At 65.6% G+C, this 15,224-nt stretch carries 12 protein-coding genes and 1 pseudogene; 5 read left to right on the top strand and 8 right to left on the bottom strand.

The features are described 5' to 3' along the window. Positions 1–19: 19 nt before the first annotated feature. Entirely contained in the window at positions 20–997 is a 978-nt protein-coding gene (locus KHP16_RS11850; protein ID WP_109583167.1) for a Bug family tripartite tricarboxylate transporter substrate binding protein, read from the bottom strand. A 41-nt stretch (positions 998–1,038) separates the two neighbouring features. Continuing rightward, the gene (locus KHP16_RS11845) at positions 1,039–2,253 is read right to left on the bottom strand and encodes a CaiB/BaiF CoA transferase family protein (protein WP_211960228.1); all 1,215 of its coding nucleotides are present in this window, start codon (positions 2,251–2,253) and stop codon (positions 1,039–1,041) included. Positions 2,254–2,504: 251 nt separating this feature from the next. Between KHP16_RS11845 and KHP16_RS11840 the strand changes: the two genes are divergently transcribed. Then, entirely contained in the window at positions 2,505–2,714 is a 210-nt protein-coding gene (locus KHP16_RS11840) for a hypothetical protein (RefSeq protein ID WP_115953128.1), read from the top strand. On the opposite strand, the gene KHP16_RS11835 is transcribed toward KHP16_RS11840, so the two are convergent. The 3 genes from KHP16_RS11835 to KHP16_RS11825 all read right to left on the bottom strand — a co-directional run bounded on the left by KHP16_RS11835 (position 2,708) and on the right by KHP16_RS11825 (position 6,410). Continuing rightward, positions 2,708–3,142 (bottom strand): acyl-CoA thioesterase, encoded by a 435-nt coding sequence (locus KHP16_RS11835; RefSeq protein WP_211960227.1) that lies wholly within the window; start codon positions 3,140–3,142, stop codon positions 2,708–2,710. The two genes, KHP16_RS11840 and KHP16_RS11835, sit on opposite strands and share 7 nt — an antisense overlap. A gap of 65 nt (positions 3,143–3,207) precedes the next feature. Then, positions 3,208–4,716 (bottom strand): hypothetical protein, encoded by a 1,509-nt coding sequence (locus tag KHP16_RS11830; protein ID WP_211960226.1) that lies wholly within the window; start codon positions 4,714–4,716, stop codon positions 3,208–3,210. Between the two features lie 113 nt (positions 4,717–4,829). Further along, entirely contained in the window at positions 4,830–6,410 is a 1,581-nt protein-coding gene (locus tag KHP16_RS11825) for a methyl-accepting chemotaxis protein (RefSeq protein ID WP_179593804.1), read from the bottom strand. 332 nt (positions 6,411–6,742) lie between these two features. Between KHP16_RS11825 and KHP16_RS11820 the strand changes: the two genes are divergently transcribed. Beyond that, positions 6,743–7,147, top strand: a complete 405-nt coding sequence (locus KHP16_RS11820) for a DUF302 domain-containing protein (RefSeq protein WP_244835763.1) — start codon at positions 6,743–6,745, stop codon at positions 7,145–7,147. A 75-nt stretch (positions 7,148–7,222) separates the two neighbouring features. Here KHP16_RS11820 and KHP16_RS11815 read toward each other — a convergent pair whose 3' ends face one another. Further along, positions 7,223–8,677: a tannase/feruloyl esterase family alpha/beta hydrolase gene (locus KHP16_RS11815; RefSeq protein WP_211960225.1), complete on the bottom strand. Its 1,455-nt coding sequence runs from the start codon at positions 8,675–8,677 to the stop codon at positions 7,223–7,225. Between the two features lie 666 nt (positions 8,678–9,343). Between KHP16_RS11815 and KHP16_RS11810 the strand changes: the two are divergent. Continuing rightward, positions 9,344–9,523, top strand: a pseudogene (locus KHP16_RS11810) (helix-turn-helix domain-containing protein); the annotation flags it as partial. A gap of 81 nt (positions 9,524–9,604) precedes the next feature. Next, positions 9,605–10,969 carry a 2-oxoadipate dioxygenase/decarboxylase HglS gene (hglS, locus tag KHP16_RS11805; RefSeq protein ID WP_211960224.1) on the top strand — a complete coding sequence of 455 codons (1,365 nt, stop codon included), beginning with the start codon at positions 9,605–9,607 and terminating at the stop codon, positions 10,967–10,969. A gap of 13 nt (positions 10,970–10,982) precedes the next feature. Here the strand turns inward: hglS and garD are convergent, their stop codons facing one another. Continuing rightward, a complete protein-coding gene (garD, locus tag KHP16_RS11800) occupies positions 10,983–12,584 on the bottom strand; it encodes a galactarate dehydratase (RefSeq protein WP_109583174.1) in 1,602 nt (533 codons plus the stop codon). 18 nt (positions 12,585–12,602) lie between these two features. Then, positions 12,603–13,973: an MFS transporter gene (locus KHP16_RS11795; RefSeq protein ID WP_109583175.1), complete on the bottom strand. Its 1,371-nt coding sequence runs from the start codon at positions 13,971–13,973 to the stop codon at positions 12,603–12,605. A gap of 336 nt (positions 13,974–14,309) precedes the next feature. On the opposite strand from KHP16_RS11795, the gene kdgD reads away from it, so the two are divergent. Then, the gene (kdgD, locus tag KHP16_RS11790; RefSeq protein ID WP_109583176.1) at positions 14,310–15,224 is read left to right on the top strand and encodes a 5-dehydro-4-deoxyglucarate dehydratase; all 915 of its coding nucleotides are present in this window, start codon (positions 14,310–14,312) and stop codon (positions 15,222–15,224) included.

Raw genomic sequence — 15,224 nt, 5'->3', positions numbered from 1 at the left:
TCTCCTTAGCACGTTCTCCCTACTGCAGCTTCTCGAAGCGGATATCCTCGACGACCTTCTTCCAGTGCTGATTCTGCGTGCGGATGAGGTCGGCAAAGGCCTTGCGCGTCGTCCATGCCGGAATGGCGCCCTGCTTCTCGATGGCCGCGACGACCTCGGGTTCGGCGAGCACCTGCTTCACCGCCGCGTTGATCTGATCGAGAATCGGCGCCGGCGTGCCGGCCGGCGCGCCGAGGCCGAACCACGACGGGTTGTTCATCGCCGGCAGCCCAGCCTCGGCATACGTCGGTACGTTCGGCAGCATCTTCAGGCGCGTGGGGGCCGCCACGGCGAGCGGACGAAGCTTGCCGCCCTCGATCAAGCCGGACGACGACGGGATGTTGTCGAACACCACCTGGATCTGGCCCGCCATGGCATCGTTCAGCGCCGGGCCCAGCCCCTTGTACGGCACGTGCAGCATGCGCGTACCCGTGACATTCATGAACAGTTCGCCGTTCATGTGGCTCAGGCCGCCATTGCCGGACGAGCCGAACGAATACTTGCCCGGCTGCGCCTTCAGCAGCTTGATGAACGCGGCGAGGTCCTGCGCCGGAAACCCCGGGTTCACGACGAGCACGTTCGGTACGTCGGCGAGGTTGCTGATGGGCTCGAAGTCCTTGACCGGGTCGTACGCGGTCTTCTGATACACGTTGGGGTTCACCGCGTGCGAGCTTTCCACTTCCATGACCAGCGTGTAGCCGTCGGGGGGCTGCTTGGCCGCGAACGCGCTGCCTACGGCACCGCCGGCGCCCGGCCGGTTCTCGATCACGACCGGCTGCTTCAGTACCGCGCCCAGGCGCGTGCCGACCACGCGCGCGATGATGTCCGTGGTGCCGCCCGCCGCGTAAGGCACGATCAGCCTGATGGGCTTGTCAGGCCATGCCGCCGCGTGGGCCACGCCGAATGGGCCCACGCAGGCGAGCGCGGCTGCGAGGCAAATGGAATGCTGGCACTTCATTGTCGTCTCCGTTGTTGGATGCTTTCGTTTATATCTGCTGGTCACACGCTGTGCGTGTGCTCGCCGAGTAGCGGCGGCGGCTGCAGGGGATTCGGGTTGGCCGGCAACATGGGGTTGCGCACCATCGGGATGGCGCCCATGACCGGATGCCGGGCGGTCTGCTGCATCTGGCGGTGGCGCACCTGCGGATGCGCGAACACCTCTTCCATCGTGTTGATGGGTCCCCATGGCACACCCGCGGCGTCGAACGCGCGCGTCCATTCCTCGCGCGTGCGGGCGGGAAAGACGTCAGTCAGCACCGCCCGCAGCGCCACGATGTTTTCGATGCGGCCAGAGTTGGTGAGGTAGCGCGGATCCGCCATCAGGTCGCCACGCCCCGCCACGTCGCAGAAGCGCGCGAACTGGGCATCGTTGCCGATCGCGAGGATCAGGTGGCCATCCGCGCAGCGAAACACCTCGTACGGGGCGCAGTTGGGATGCGCGTTGCCGCTGCGTTGCGGGTTGTTTCCGGAAACGAGATAGTTCGCGCCCTGATTGGCATTGAGCGCGACGGCCACATCGAGCAGCGCGATGTCGAGGTGCTGCCCCTCCCCCGTATGCTGACGCTGATACAGCGCGGCCAGCACGGCCGAAGTCGCGTACATGCCGGTGCTGACGTCCACCACGGCCACGCCCGTACGCAACGGGCCCGCGCCGGGTGTGCCGTCCGGCTGGCCGGTGTAGCTCATGAGCCCGCCCATGCCCTGAAAGACATAGTCGTAGCCGGGCTTGTCGGCCATCGGGCCATCCTGCCCGAAGCCGGTGATGGACAGGTAAATCAGCCGGGGATTGACCGCCTTGAGCGAGACGTAGTCGAGCCCATAGCGCTTGAGGGTGCCCGCCTTGTAGTTTTCCACCAGCACGTCGGCGTCTCGTGCCAGCTCGAGCAGCCGGGCGGCGCCTTCGGGCTTGCCGTAGTCGATGGCGACGGAGCGTTTGCCGCGATTGCAGCTGATGAAGTAGGCGGACATGCGAGCGTCGCTGCCGTCCTCCGCAGCGTGCTCGCCCGCCACGTGCTCGCCCGCCACGTGCTCGCCGACCACGTGCTCGCCGACCATATACGGCGGCCCCCAGCCACGCGTGTCGTCGCCCCGCTCCGGATGCTCGACCTTCACCACGTCCGCGCCCAGATCCGCGAGGTTCTGCGTGCACCATGGCCCCGCCAGAATGCGCGACAGGTCCAGAACCCGAATGCCCGCCAATGCCCGATGCAACATCGCCACTCCGTCGTCGTGAATTACGTGGAGCGGAGTGTATGGACGCGGGCGGTGAAAATCGATTCGAAAGTTTTCAAGGCTGCGTTCGAACCCGCTTGATCGGCCCTTGCCCTTCGTCCGAGGGTCCGTGAAAGAACGAGAAGCGCCCCGTGCAAAAAGTGCAACGGCCGCGCGCGCGCCGCCGCTACGTACGGCCTCGCGGCAGGTATGACTTTTGCCCATCTCAGGCGACTATCACCACGGGAGCCACGATGACCTCGACCCAAGACAATCAGGCCAAGCCTCGCCCAAGCGATCCGCATCAGGAGCAGTGGGACAAGGATCGCCGGGATACCCCGGGGCCGGGCGGCGCGAAGCCGCTGCCGACATCAAAGGAAGTGCAGAAGGACCTCGACAACTCCACCCACGACCGCGGCCGGGGATTGCCGCGGGACAAGTCGGACGTGCCGGCGGATCAGTGAGGGGTGACGCGTAGCGCGGCGAGTACCGCGCGCGCGTTGTCGGGAATCGGGACCGGCCGGCCCGAGTCCCGCTCCACATACACGTGGACGAAGTGGCCGGCCGCGCAGATCGCTTCGTCGCCTTCGCGGAAGACCGCGACTTCGTAGCGCACGCTGGAATTGCCGAGCTTTGCCACGCGAATGCCGATCTCGAGGCGATCGGGGAAAGCGACCGAGCGGAAGTAGGAGCAGCCGGTATCGACCACGAGGCCCACCACGCGCCCACCGTGGATATCGAGCACGCCACGCTCGATCAGATACTGGTTCACCGCGGTATCGAAGTAGCTGTAGTACGTGACGTTGTTGACGTGCCCGTACACGTCGTTATCCATCCAGCGCGTCGGCACCGAGGCCAGATGCGCGTAGTCCGCGCGCGTTGCGTCACGCATGGATGGCTCCTTTGAATGCTGCGTACGGCATCGTGTCGTCTCCCTCCGTTGAATGTTTTCGGGGGTCAATATAACGCAATGGCCGCCCACGCGATCGCCGTCATGATGCCGAACGCCGCCACCGCATAGGGCACCAGGAACCGGTACACCGACCGCTCCAGTCCCTTGCCCTCGGACAGATTCGCGGCGATCGTCATGCGGACGGGCGAGAAGAACCCGAGCGACATGCCGGATACGTGCTGCACCGCCGCCACCGCCGCGATGCTGAGGCTGGCCTGCACCGCTAACGCCTGCAGCGACGGCAGGAACAGCGCGTTGGGCGGGCTGCCGCTGTTCGCGAGAATGCCGAACGCGCCCGACACGAGGGGTACCAGCAACACCGCGTTCTCGTGAAGGCTCGTCATCAGCGCGGATGCAATGGCGCCCGAGATGCCCGCGCCGGTCGTTACCTCCGCCATCATCGCGAAGATCAGCGCCGTCAGGATGGCCTGATGGCCGGTGCGCCACGCGCCGTGCGCTTCATGGCCGAGCAGGTGACCCTGCCGCGCCAGCCACGCCGTAACGATCGCGCCGGCGATCAGCCAGATGCCCGCATGCAGGAACGGGCGGAACGGCGGCAGGTCGGCAAAGGGGGCGAACGATGCCAACGCGCCCAGCGCGTTGCGCAGGTCCGGCTGCAGACGCGCGAGGGCAAGACCCGAGATGAGCACGACGAACGGCAGAACCTTGCGCACCGCCAGCAGGAACGCTTCGGCGCCGGGGCGTTGCGTGACGACGAAGTACACGGCGATCAGCAGACCGTACGACGCGAGCAGCGCGGTCTCCGGGCCGATGGCGGCATTGGCGGCCGCCAGCAGCAGCATGCCGGCGGCGATCCATAGCGCCTCCCCGATGCAGTCTCCCACCGAGCCTTCGATGCCGGCGGCCTTCGCCGCCCGCCAGAACATCGTCAGCCAGACGGGCATCAGCAATGCGACGGGAATGGTCGAGCACAGCCCCAGCGTGGTCGGCGTCATGCGTGCATAGGCGGCGGCCAGTACCGTGCCGCTGCTCATGCCGCCCCAGGGGATCATCGTCTGGCTCAGCAGCGCGAAGACCATCAGGTATCGCGGCGCGACGCCGAAATGCCTCAGCATGCCAACCGTGCCGAGCATGCCGACGCCGAACCCCGTGGCGGACTCGGCGAAGGGGCCAACGAGGAAGCTTGCGAAGAACAGTTGGCGGCGTTTTTGATGGGGTGTGACGGGAGTTGTGGGGGGTCGGGGGCTTGCGGTGGCGGGGGTGGGCGCTTCCGATCCTTCGGACCGTGGCACGACCTTCGCGCCGTAACGCGATGCCACCTGCCAGAAAAGCAGGCCCCCGAAGACGTACGGCGCAATGGTGCCGCCGATCCACGCGCCGCGCGCGAGCGAGACCGCGAGTTCATGCACACCGAACGGTGCGACACCGGACAGCATCGCCACGGGAACCGAGGCGAGCAGGCCGATCATGGCGGCCCCCGCCACGGAAACACGCCCGCTCACGATCGCGGCCACCACCAGCAATGCGGGGACTGCCCAGACCAGATGCGCCATCGGGGTCAACGAGTACGATGAAGTCCGGTATTGGAGAGCATCGCTCCGCTCGCCGTCAACCGTACCTAACCCCTATGGCGAGCGTCCGCGCCATCCTCCGCGATGGGCGGCGGTCAGGCCGCCAGCAGGCGCGGCGCCGCCCCGGCGCCACCGGCCACCTTGAACGCCGCGGTCGTCAGATCCAGTTGATGGGCCTGATCCTCGAGCGAGGCGGCCGCCGCCGCGGCTTCTTCCACGAGCGCCGCGTTTTGCTGCGTCGCCTCGTCCATCATCGTCACCGCGCGATTCACCTGTTCGATGCCGCTGCTCTGCTCGCTCGATGCCGCCGCAATCTCGCCCATGATGTCCGTCACCCGGCGAATCGCGCGTACCACGTCCTCCATCGTGCTTGCCGCCTGCCCCGCCAGCCCGCTGCCCGTCTCCACATGCGCAAGCGAGGTCTCGATCATCGACTTGATCTCGCGCGCCGCATTGGCGCTGCGTTGGGCCAGGCTACGCACCTCGCCCGCCACCACCGCGAACCCGCGCCCCTGCTCGCCCGCGCGCGCTGCTTCCACCGCCGCATTGAGCGCGAGGATGTTGGTCTGGAACGCGATGCCGTCGATCACACCGATGACCTCGGCGACGGTCTTCGCGGCGCTGCTGATATCGGCCATCGTCGTCATTACCTGCCCGACGACCGCACCACCCTGATTGGCCACATCGACCGCATTCACGGCCAGTTGGCTGGCCTGCCTGGCATTGTCCGCGTTCTGTCGCACCGTCGACGTCATCTGCTCCATGCTCGCGGCGGTCTCCTGCAGCGACGCAGCCTGCGCACCGGTCCGCGCCGACAGGTCCGCATTGCCGGCGGCGATCTGCCGCGCCGCGGCCGTGATCGACTCGGAGCCCTGACGCACGCGCCCCACCGTTTCCGCGAGGCGGTCCTGCATGCGCGCGAGTCCTTCCAGCAGCCGGCCCATTTCGTCACGCCGCACTACCGCCACGGCGTGCGTCAGATCGCCACTGGCGATACGATCGAACTGCGCGAGCGCCCCATCGAGCGGCGCGATGATCGCGCGCAGTAGCGACACCGCGCAGACCAGCGCGACGACCATCGAGACGAGAATCGCCGCGACCATGCCATTGCGAAACGCGCGATACGCCTGCCGGGACGCATCGTAATTCCGCTTGGCGCGATCCATCTGGTACTGGGCGAGCTTGCCGCCCGTCTCGTTGGCATCGCGAAACAGTTTCGACACCTTGCCTTTCATGATGTCGTCGGCCCGCGCGCGATCGTTCGCGCGCAGCGCCGTGATGATCGCGCCCAGTCCATCGCGCCACGCCGCGTCGCGCTTGGCGCCCACCTCCTGCGCGAGGCGGCTCTCTTCCTCGTCGCGCGGCAGGGCCAGATACTGCTTCCATGCGTCGTCGGCACGTTTGGCCAGCTCTTCGGTCCGATCGAGCAGCTTGGAGGCATCCGCCGCATCGGGATACAGCATCGCGCGATCGAGCGCGGTGCGCGCGCGCGTCATGCTGAGGTCCGCTTCCGCGAGCGCGAGCGCGGAAGCGAGCTGGTTGGCATAGGTGGATTCATGCGCGCGCGTCGCGGATTGCAGGCCGAGCAGGCCAGCGATGCCCACGCCGAGCGCGAGCAGGAAGAGGATGGACACCGTCGCGATCAGACGGGCCCGGATGGTCAGGATCTTGGGCATGATGGGCGGCAAAAAACGGTTGAACACCGGGGTGACTCCGCTTGGCTAACGGTGCGGTGCACCATTCCTTGAGGGCGGTGACATGCCTTGTTCCACCCGGCCTTCTGTCCGCTCAACCTGTCATGGAAATGACTTGGATCGCCTCACGGATCCATCGCCACGAACTGGCGCATACTTGTCGTTCGCGAGCCCCGATCATGACCGCTACCTCCGCAAGCCCCCGAAGCGCCGCCGCCGTCCGCCGCGCGTCCCGCACCCTCCTGCGGACCGCCGTCATGGTGGCCGCCCTGTGTTCCACGCAAACGATGACCGCCCAAGCTCAGACCCCGGCCATGCAACACCCTTCCCGCACCCAATCCCTGACCAGCCAGCACGACTTCGCCACCACGGTATCGCGCCTGAAGGACACACTCTCCGCGCGCGGGCTGACGCTGTTCGCGGAAATCGACCAGCGCGCCGCAGCGGCGCAGGCCGGCACCACCCTGAGGCCGACCCGGCTGTTCCTGTTCGGCAATCCGAAGGGCGGCACGCCAGCGATGCAGGCCAATCCGCATGCCGCGGTCGAATTGCCGCTGCGCGCGGTGGTCTGGCAGGATGAACAAGGGGCGGTATATATCGACTATCAGGACGCGGCCGGGGTGCTGGCCGGCGACTACGGACTGCCCGCCAACATCGTCGCGCCGCTGGCGACGGTCAGGGCGCTGCTGGAGGGCGTGGCGGGGAACGCGGAGAAGTGAGGGTTCCCCGCCGCTTCCCCACCGCTTCCCCCGCCGTTTCCCCGCCGTTTCCCGTGGGTAGACGGCCTCGCCCGGTCACCCGCAGGTGAAGCTGGCCGCGTCGTCCGTGCTGCCGCTGCCCTTGTAGATCGCCTTGCGCGGATACGGGCACAGCGGCCGCGTTCTCGTCGCCGCGCCACTGGTCACCTTCGACGCGACGATGGTGTCGGGCGCGACGCCCTTCTCGACCCAGTTGTCCAACGCCTTCAGCACGTCATGCGTGGCATCGACGGTGGGCGGTGCGATGCCGCCATTGCCGAACACGGTCGCGCCGCTGCCGCCGGAACAATGGCCCATCGTCGGCACCAGGAACAGGCGGAAGAAGCTGTCCATCTCCTGCCGAGAGCCCTGCCGCGTCTGCACCGCGTTGTAATAGGCAATGGTGTCCTGCGGATTGACCACCGGGTCCGCCCATCCCTGATAGACGATCGCCTTGCCGCCCCGCGCCTTGAACGCGGCGATATCGGTATTGCGCTGGTCCACCAGCTTGCCGACCTTGGCATCGGCATAGGTCACGTCGCGATCGTAGTCGAAGGTCCACCAGTCCCACTGCGGGTTCTCGAACACCCACAGCCGCCAGAAATCGGCGCGCGTCGGCTCTGAAACGCCCCAGTAGCTGGACCACCCGGATTCGCTGCCGACCGTCAGTCCCGGATACAGCTGCTCGCCCGTGCGCGGATTCTTTGGGCCGGCATAGATTTTCTTGACCACGTCGATCTGCGGCTGCGTCAGGCAGGTGGGACTGTCCGCGCCGGTGCAGAGCAGGCTGTCCACGTTGAATTGCGCCGTCGTGCACGCACGCGGATCTTCCATCGCGCCATCGGTCACGCCATCGAGGCTGTCGCATGCCGCCACCGCGGCGCTGGTGATCATCGCCATCTTGGACGCGGGCAGGATCAGCGACGTATTGTTGCCGGGCGTGCGATTGCTCAGGAAGCGGTGCATGAACTCGACGTTGAGGCGGATGCGATTGTTCCCGGGCGCGCCGGCGATGACGCCGTCGAAGTCCTGCGGATATTGCTGGATTTCCGCATAGCCCTGATGACCGCCCGTGGAGCAACCGTAGTAGTACGCGCGCGATGGCGCCTTCGATTGCAGCGACGCAATCAGCGACTTGCCGGGCCCGGTGATCGCATGAATCGATCGCGTGCCCCAGTCGGCGATCTTCTCCGGATGCCCGACGCCCCAGAACATCTCGTTCGGGTCGGTCGACTGATGCCCCGTATCGCCACCGATGACCGCGTAACCCTGCCGCATCGCGTAGGCCATGTCGCCATAGCTGAGCGCGGGACTGTAGCCCCCGTTACCGGTCGTCACGAGCTTGCCGTTCCACGACCCATCGGTGGGTACCCACACTTCGAAATTGATCAACGAGTCCGACGTCGGCGTCGCCTTGCCTTGCACCCGGCAAAACGCCGGCAACCCCGCGAGCGCCGCGCTCGCGCCGGGCGGCGTGAATCCACCGGCGCCGACCGCCGTCGCACTGGTCACCGACGCGCCGTCCAGCTTTACCTGGCTGAGCGACGCGGTATCGCACGTCGCCGCCGTATTCGCAGGCGGCGGCGCGGTGGTCGCGGGTGGCGGTGACGATGACGATGACGAAGCATCGTCACCGCCGCACGCATGCATCCATCCCGTACAAGCCAGCGCAAGCACAGGCCACGCAACGCGAACCCGAAGCGTCCGGTCTCGACTCATTTGCCTCCTCCTTGTATTCAAGGCCAGTCATTACGCTGGCGAGGGCAGTATAGGAGTCCGAAATTTCCGGAATAAATTGATTATTTGGATGTATTGATCGAGATTTCGGGACGATTTCAGGCCGAAGGGCAGATCCCCTTCCCTTCCGCGTCGACCTCGCTATACTGTATATCCATACAGTATTCACAGCCCCTCGACCCCATGCTGCCCCAACCCGCCAACTGCCCCCTATGCGCAACCGCCGCGGAGCGCCTCCGATCCGCGGCGCTGCGGGGATACAAGTACACATGCCCGAAATGCGGCACCTTCGGCATCGAATCCGGGGCGCTCGGCCTGAACGCCATGCCCCTGTCCGCCCCTCAAGACCTCGCCCGGCTCCGCGCCTATGGGCACCTGCCCTGTGTCCAGCGCGACAAGCAGGGCGTGCGTATTGGGCCGGGAAAGGCGTAGTTTGCACCTCCTCGGGACATCGCTCGGCTTCGGAATGAACTGAATGTCAGCCAGAGCGTCTTCGCGTTTTACCTGAACACCAGCACGTCCACGGTCGCGCAATGGGAGCGTGGCGACAAGAGGCCCAGCGGCATCGCCGCGCGACTGTTGCAGATCGTCCAGAAGCACGGACTGGCTGTCATTGCCTGAATTTGCGCCACACGCCTCGCGTCCGTAGTATCGTGATGCCGCGAAAAATATCCGGCTGAATTTCTTCATTCTGTTCACACGATGACCAACACATTTGTCAACGCGGACGACATCCGCGCGCGTTTTTCCGCCGCGATGTCCGAGATGTATCGCGCCGAGGTTCCTCAATATAGTGAGTTGCTCGCGCTGGTTGCCGACGTCAATCGCAGGACTTCGGAGGCCAACCCCGACCGGCGCGATGCCGCGGCGGAAGAGTCGGCGCGTCTGGCCGTCGAGCGGCATGGCGCCATTCGCGTTGGCACGCCGCAGGAACTCGCCACCCTCCGCCGCATCTTCGCCGTCATGGGCATGCAGCCGGTCGGTTACTACGATCTCTCCGTTGCCGGCGTCCCGGTCCACTCCACCGCCTTCCGCCCCACCGAGTTCTCGGCGCTCCAGAAGAATCCGTTCCGGGTGTTCACGTCCCTGCTCCGTCTGGAGCTCATCGACGACGCGTCGCTTCGCGAAGAAGCGCGGCGCATTCTGGCGGACCGCAATATCTTCACCGCGCGCGCCCTCGCGCTGGTCGATCGTTTCGAATCCCAGGGCGGCCTGACCGAGGCCGAGGCGAGCGAGTTCGTCAGCGAAGTGCTCGAGACCTTCCGGTGGCACAGCCACGCGACCGTGAGCGCGGACACGTACAAGAAGCTTCACGATGCGCACCGACTGATCGCGGACGTCGTCTGCTTCAAGAGCACGCACATCAACCATCTGACGCCCCGAACGCTCGACATCGACGCCGCGCAGCAGGATATGCTGCGTCGCGGCCTGCAGGCGAAGGACGTCATCGAAGGCCCGCCGACGCGCAAGCACCCTATTCTCCTCCGCCAGACGAGCTTCAAGGCGCTCGAGGAATCCGTGCACTTCCTCAACGAGACGTCCGCGGGCACGCATACCGCGCGCTTCGGGGAGATCGAACAACGGGGGATGGCGCTGACAAAGAAAGGCCGCGCGCTGTACGACGAATTGCTCGCCAAAACGCGCGCGTCACAAGCGGGCGGCACACAAGCGGGCGGCAATTATGCGGACAGGCTCGCCGCCGCCTTCGAAGCCTTCCCCGACGACCTGCCGACCATCCATGCGCAAGGCCTGGCCTACTTCCAGTACCGCATCGCGGACGAGGCCGCCCTCGCCAGGGAGCGCGCATGGGATCTCGATGGATGGGTCCAGAAGGGCATCGTCGAAGCGACGCCCATTACCTACGAAGACTTCCTGCCGGTAAGCGCCGCGGGCATCTTCCAGTCGAACCTCGGCGGCACGACGCAGAAGACCTACTCTGCCTCTTCCTCGAAGGCGTCCTTCGAAGCGGATCTGCAATGCGAGGTGCTGGACGAACTGTCGCTGTACCAGTCGACGCAGGATGCGTCGGTGTCCCGGCTGAGGGAGCGGTTCACCGCCGCAAACTAGGGAGCCACCCGCCTCAGGTCACTGGCGCCGGATTGAACAGCGCCAGCGAGTTGTAGAGCTTGTGGTGTTCCGCCCAGGTCTTCTTGCGCCCGCTGGCGACGTCGATCATCAGGTGGAACAGTTCCCAACCCACATCCTCGATCGTCGCCTCACCCGTCGCGATGCGGCCGGCGTTCACGTCCATCAGGTCGTGCCAGCGTCGGGCGAGGTCGTTGCGGGTGGCGACCTTGATCACGGGGACTTCGGCCAGGCCGTACGGCGTGCCGCGACCCGTGGTGAAGACGTGGAGGTTCATGCCGGCCGCCAGCTGCAGCGTGCCGCAGATGAAGTCGCTCGCGGGCGTGGCTGCGTAGATCAGGCCCTTCTGCTTGAGCTTTTCGCCGGGTGACAGCACGCCGGTAATCGGCGCGCTGCCCGACTTCACGATCGAGCCCATCGCCTTCTCGACGATATTCGACAGACCGCCCTTCTTGTTGCCCGGCGATGTGTTCGCGCTGCGGTCCACCCGGCCGCGGTCGAGGTATTTGTCGTACCAGTCCATCTCGCGGATCATCGCTTCGGCAACTTCAGGCGTGGCCGCGCGCGCGGTCAGCTGGTCGATGCCATCGCGGACCTCGGTCACTTCCGAGAACATCACCGCCGCGCCGGCGCGGACCAGCAGATCGGTGGCAAAACCCACTGCCGGATTCGCCGTCACGCCGGAGAACGCATCGCTGCCGCCGCACTGCACGCCGACCACGAGGTCCGATACCGGGCACGTCTCGCGACGGCGCTGATTCAGCTTCTCGAGGTGCGTCTCGGCCATCGTCATGATCGAGTCGATCATCGAGCCGAAGCCCACATGCTGATCGTCCTGCAGGCAGACGACCCCCACCTGCACCTCGCCGGCGCCGGTCTGGATGGGAATCGTGCCCGGCGGCATCAGGCGCTCCGGCTGCAGCTTCTCGCAGCCGAGGCTCACCATCATCGCGGTGCCGCCGAAGTTCGGGTTCAGCGCGATATTGCGCAGCGTGCGAATGGGCACCACCGCGTCGGGCGCGTCGATCGCCACGCCGCAGCCATAGGTATGCTCGAGCCCGATCACGTCATCGACGTTCGGATACTTCGGCAGCAATTCGTCCTTGATGCGGCGCACCGCGTGCTCCACCACACCGGACACGCATTGCACGGTCGTCGTGATCGCGAGGATATTGCGTGTGCCCACCGAGCCATCCGGATTGCGGAAGCCTTCGAACGTGTAGCCTTCCAGCGGCGGCAGCGGCTCGGGCAATCGCGTGCCGATGGGCAGATCGGTCAGGCCGGGCGCGACGGGCATGTCCATCACGCGTTCCCAGACCCAGCTGCCGCGCGGCAGGTCCTTCTGCGCGTAACCGATGACCACGTTGTAGCGGATGATCGCATCGCCCTGCTTCAGGTCCTTCAGCGCCACCTTGTGGCCCTGCGGCACGCGCTCGCGCAGCGTGAGGCCATCGGCGAACACCGCGCCTTCGGCCAGGCCGCCGTCATTGGCGACGATCGCGACGTTGTCGTTCTCGTGGATACGGATATAGAGCGGCGGAAGCGCCGGCTTCTGTTCGATGTTCTGTTCAAGCGTCTGTGGGGACGTGACCGACATGATGGTTCTTCCTTCTGCTTAATTGGGGTGCTTCAGTTCCACCCGGCGGATGTCCTTGACGATCACCAGATAGCTGAGCACTGTCACCAGCGCGTTGACCCCCACGAACACGAGGGCGCCGTTGAACGAACCCGTGACGCTGAGAATATAGCCAATCACGATCGGCGTCACGATGCCCGCGATATTGCCGAACGTATTGAAGATGCTGCCCGCGAGGCCGATGACTTCCTTCGGCGCGGTATCCGCGACCACGGCCCAGCCCAGCGCGCCAATGCCCTTGCCGAAGAACGCCAGCGCCATGATGCCGACCACCAGCCATTCGGTATCGACGTAGTTACACGCGATCATGCTCACCGACAGCAGCATGCCCGCCACGATCGGCACCTTGCGCGCCACCGTCAGCGTATAGCCTCGGCGCAGCAGCGTGTCCGAGATGACGCCGCCCAGCACACCGCCAAGGAAACCGCAGATCGCGGGTAGCGAGGCCACGAAACCGGCCTTCAGGATCGACATGCCGCGCGCCTGCACCAGATACACGGGGAACCATGTCAGGAAGAAGTACGTGAGCACGTTGATGCAATACTGGCCGAGGTACACACCCGCCAGCATGCGGTTGGACAGCAACTGGCGCGCATAGAACCAGCCGGCCGGCGCGGCCTTCTTGTCGTCCTTTCCGTCGCTGCCGCTCATATGGATAAGGCCGCCGCCCTGCTCGATATGGTCGAGCTCCGCGCGATTGATCGACGGGTGCGTGGCGGGGCTATGCATGACCTTGAGCCACACGAGTGCCAGCAGCATGCCGAGTCCGCCCATCCACAGATAGACGTGATGCCAGCCAATCTCGTGCGTCAGCCACGCCATCAGCGGCGTGAACACGACCGCGGCAAAGTACTGGGCCGCGTTGAAGATCGCCGAGGCGGTGCCGCGCTCGGCCGTCGGGAACCAGCTCGCCACGACCTTGGCATTGGCGGGAAAAGCCGGCGACTCGGCCAGGCCCACGGCGAAACGCAGCACGAACAGCACGACCATCGCCGACGCGAAGGTCGCGAAAATGCCAAGCCAGCCCTGCAGCAACGTGAAGAACGACCATGCGAAAATGCTGGCCGCGTAGATCTTGCGCGCGCCGAAACGGTCGAGCAGCCAGCCGCCGGGCAACTGCGCGAGTACGTAGGCCCAGCTGAACGCGGAGAAGATAAAGCCCATCTGGACGGCATCGAAGCCAAACTCCTGGCGCATGGCCGGGCCGGTGATGGAAAGCGTGGCGCGGTCGGCGTAATTGACCGTGGTCACCACAAAGATCAGCAGAAGAATCCAGTAACGGACGTTGGTGCGGCGGGCGCCTGAATCGGCGTGCGCGGCGGGAACAGTATTGGCGGGGTGAAAGCTCATCGGGTCTCCTCGGCGACGACGCCCTGTGATCAACATAACAGTCGTCGTACGACGTCGATTATAGAGACGTGGTTCCTGCACCAGTATCTCGCGTTTACCCTATGATGCGGTGCACACGATCGCCAGCCGCGCACCAATCTTGGGATATCCCGCTAAGCGTTGTGCCACTTGGGATTCCTTTCAATTCGCTTGCGCCTGCCGCCATGGCTCGCTCTCGGTGCTTTCCCTGAGAGCCGCGATTCGCGCTTGCGTCCAAGGTAGCTTAGTTGTACGATGACTTATCTCGACGCACCACCACCACCCTTTTTTCGCCATGTGGCGATCAGGAACAGCGACATGACTACACCGCAAGAACTCAAGCAGATTATTTCCGAAGGCCTGCTCTCGTTCCCCGTGACCGACTTCGACGCGCAAGGCAACTTCCGCGCCGACACGTACGCCCAGCGTCTGGAATGGCTCGCGCCGTACGGCGCCTCGGCCCTGTTTGCGGCGGGCGGCACCGGCGAGTTCTTCTCGCTGACGCAGCAGGACTACACGAACGTGATTCGCACCGCGGTGGAAACCTGCCGTGGCAAGGTGCCGATCCTGGCCGGTGCCGGCGGCCCGACCCGCGTGGCCATCGAATACGCGAAGGAAGCGGAGCGCCTGGGCGCGCACGGCATCCTGCTGATGCCCCACTACCTGACGGAAGCGAGCGAAGACGGTATTGCCAACCACATCGAGGAAGTGTGCAAGGCAACCAAGTGCGGCGTCATCGTCTACAACCGCGCGAACTCGCGTATCGGCGCGGACCTGCTGGCCAAGGTCGTGGACAAGTGCCCGAACCTGATCGGCTTCAAGGACGGCGTGGGCGACATCGAAGCGATGGTGCGCGTGCGCCGCAAGCTCGGTGACCGCCTGGCCTACCTCGGCGGCCTGCCCACCGCGGAAGTCTACGCCGCCGCCTACAAGGCGCTGGGCGTGCCCGTCTATTCGTCGGCCGTGTTCAACTTCATCCCGAAGACCGCGATGGAGTTCTACCGCGCGATCGCCGCGGACGATCATGAGACCGTCGGCAAGCTGATCGACTCGTTCTTCCTGCCGTACCTCGACATCCGTAACCGCAAGCATGGTTACGCCGTGTCGATCGTGAAGGCCGGCGCCAAGCTGGTCGGCCACGACGCCGGCCCGGTGCGCGCACCGCTGACGGACCTGACCGGCGCGGAACTGGAGCAACTGGACGCGCTGATCAAGAAGCTCGGACCCCAGTAA

It is taken from the genome of Cupriavidus plantarum, from assembly GCF_905397285.1.
Lineage (GTDB): Bacteria > Pseudomonadota > Gammaproteobacteria > Burkholderiales > Burkholderiaceae > Cupriavidus > Cupriavidus plantarum.
Note: the sequence above shows the minus strand (reverse complement) of the source record. Positions and strands in the feature narration are given on the sequence as shown.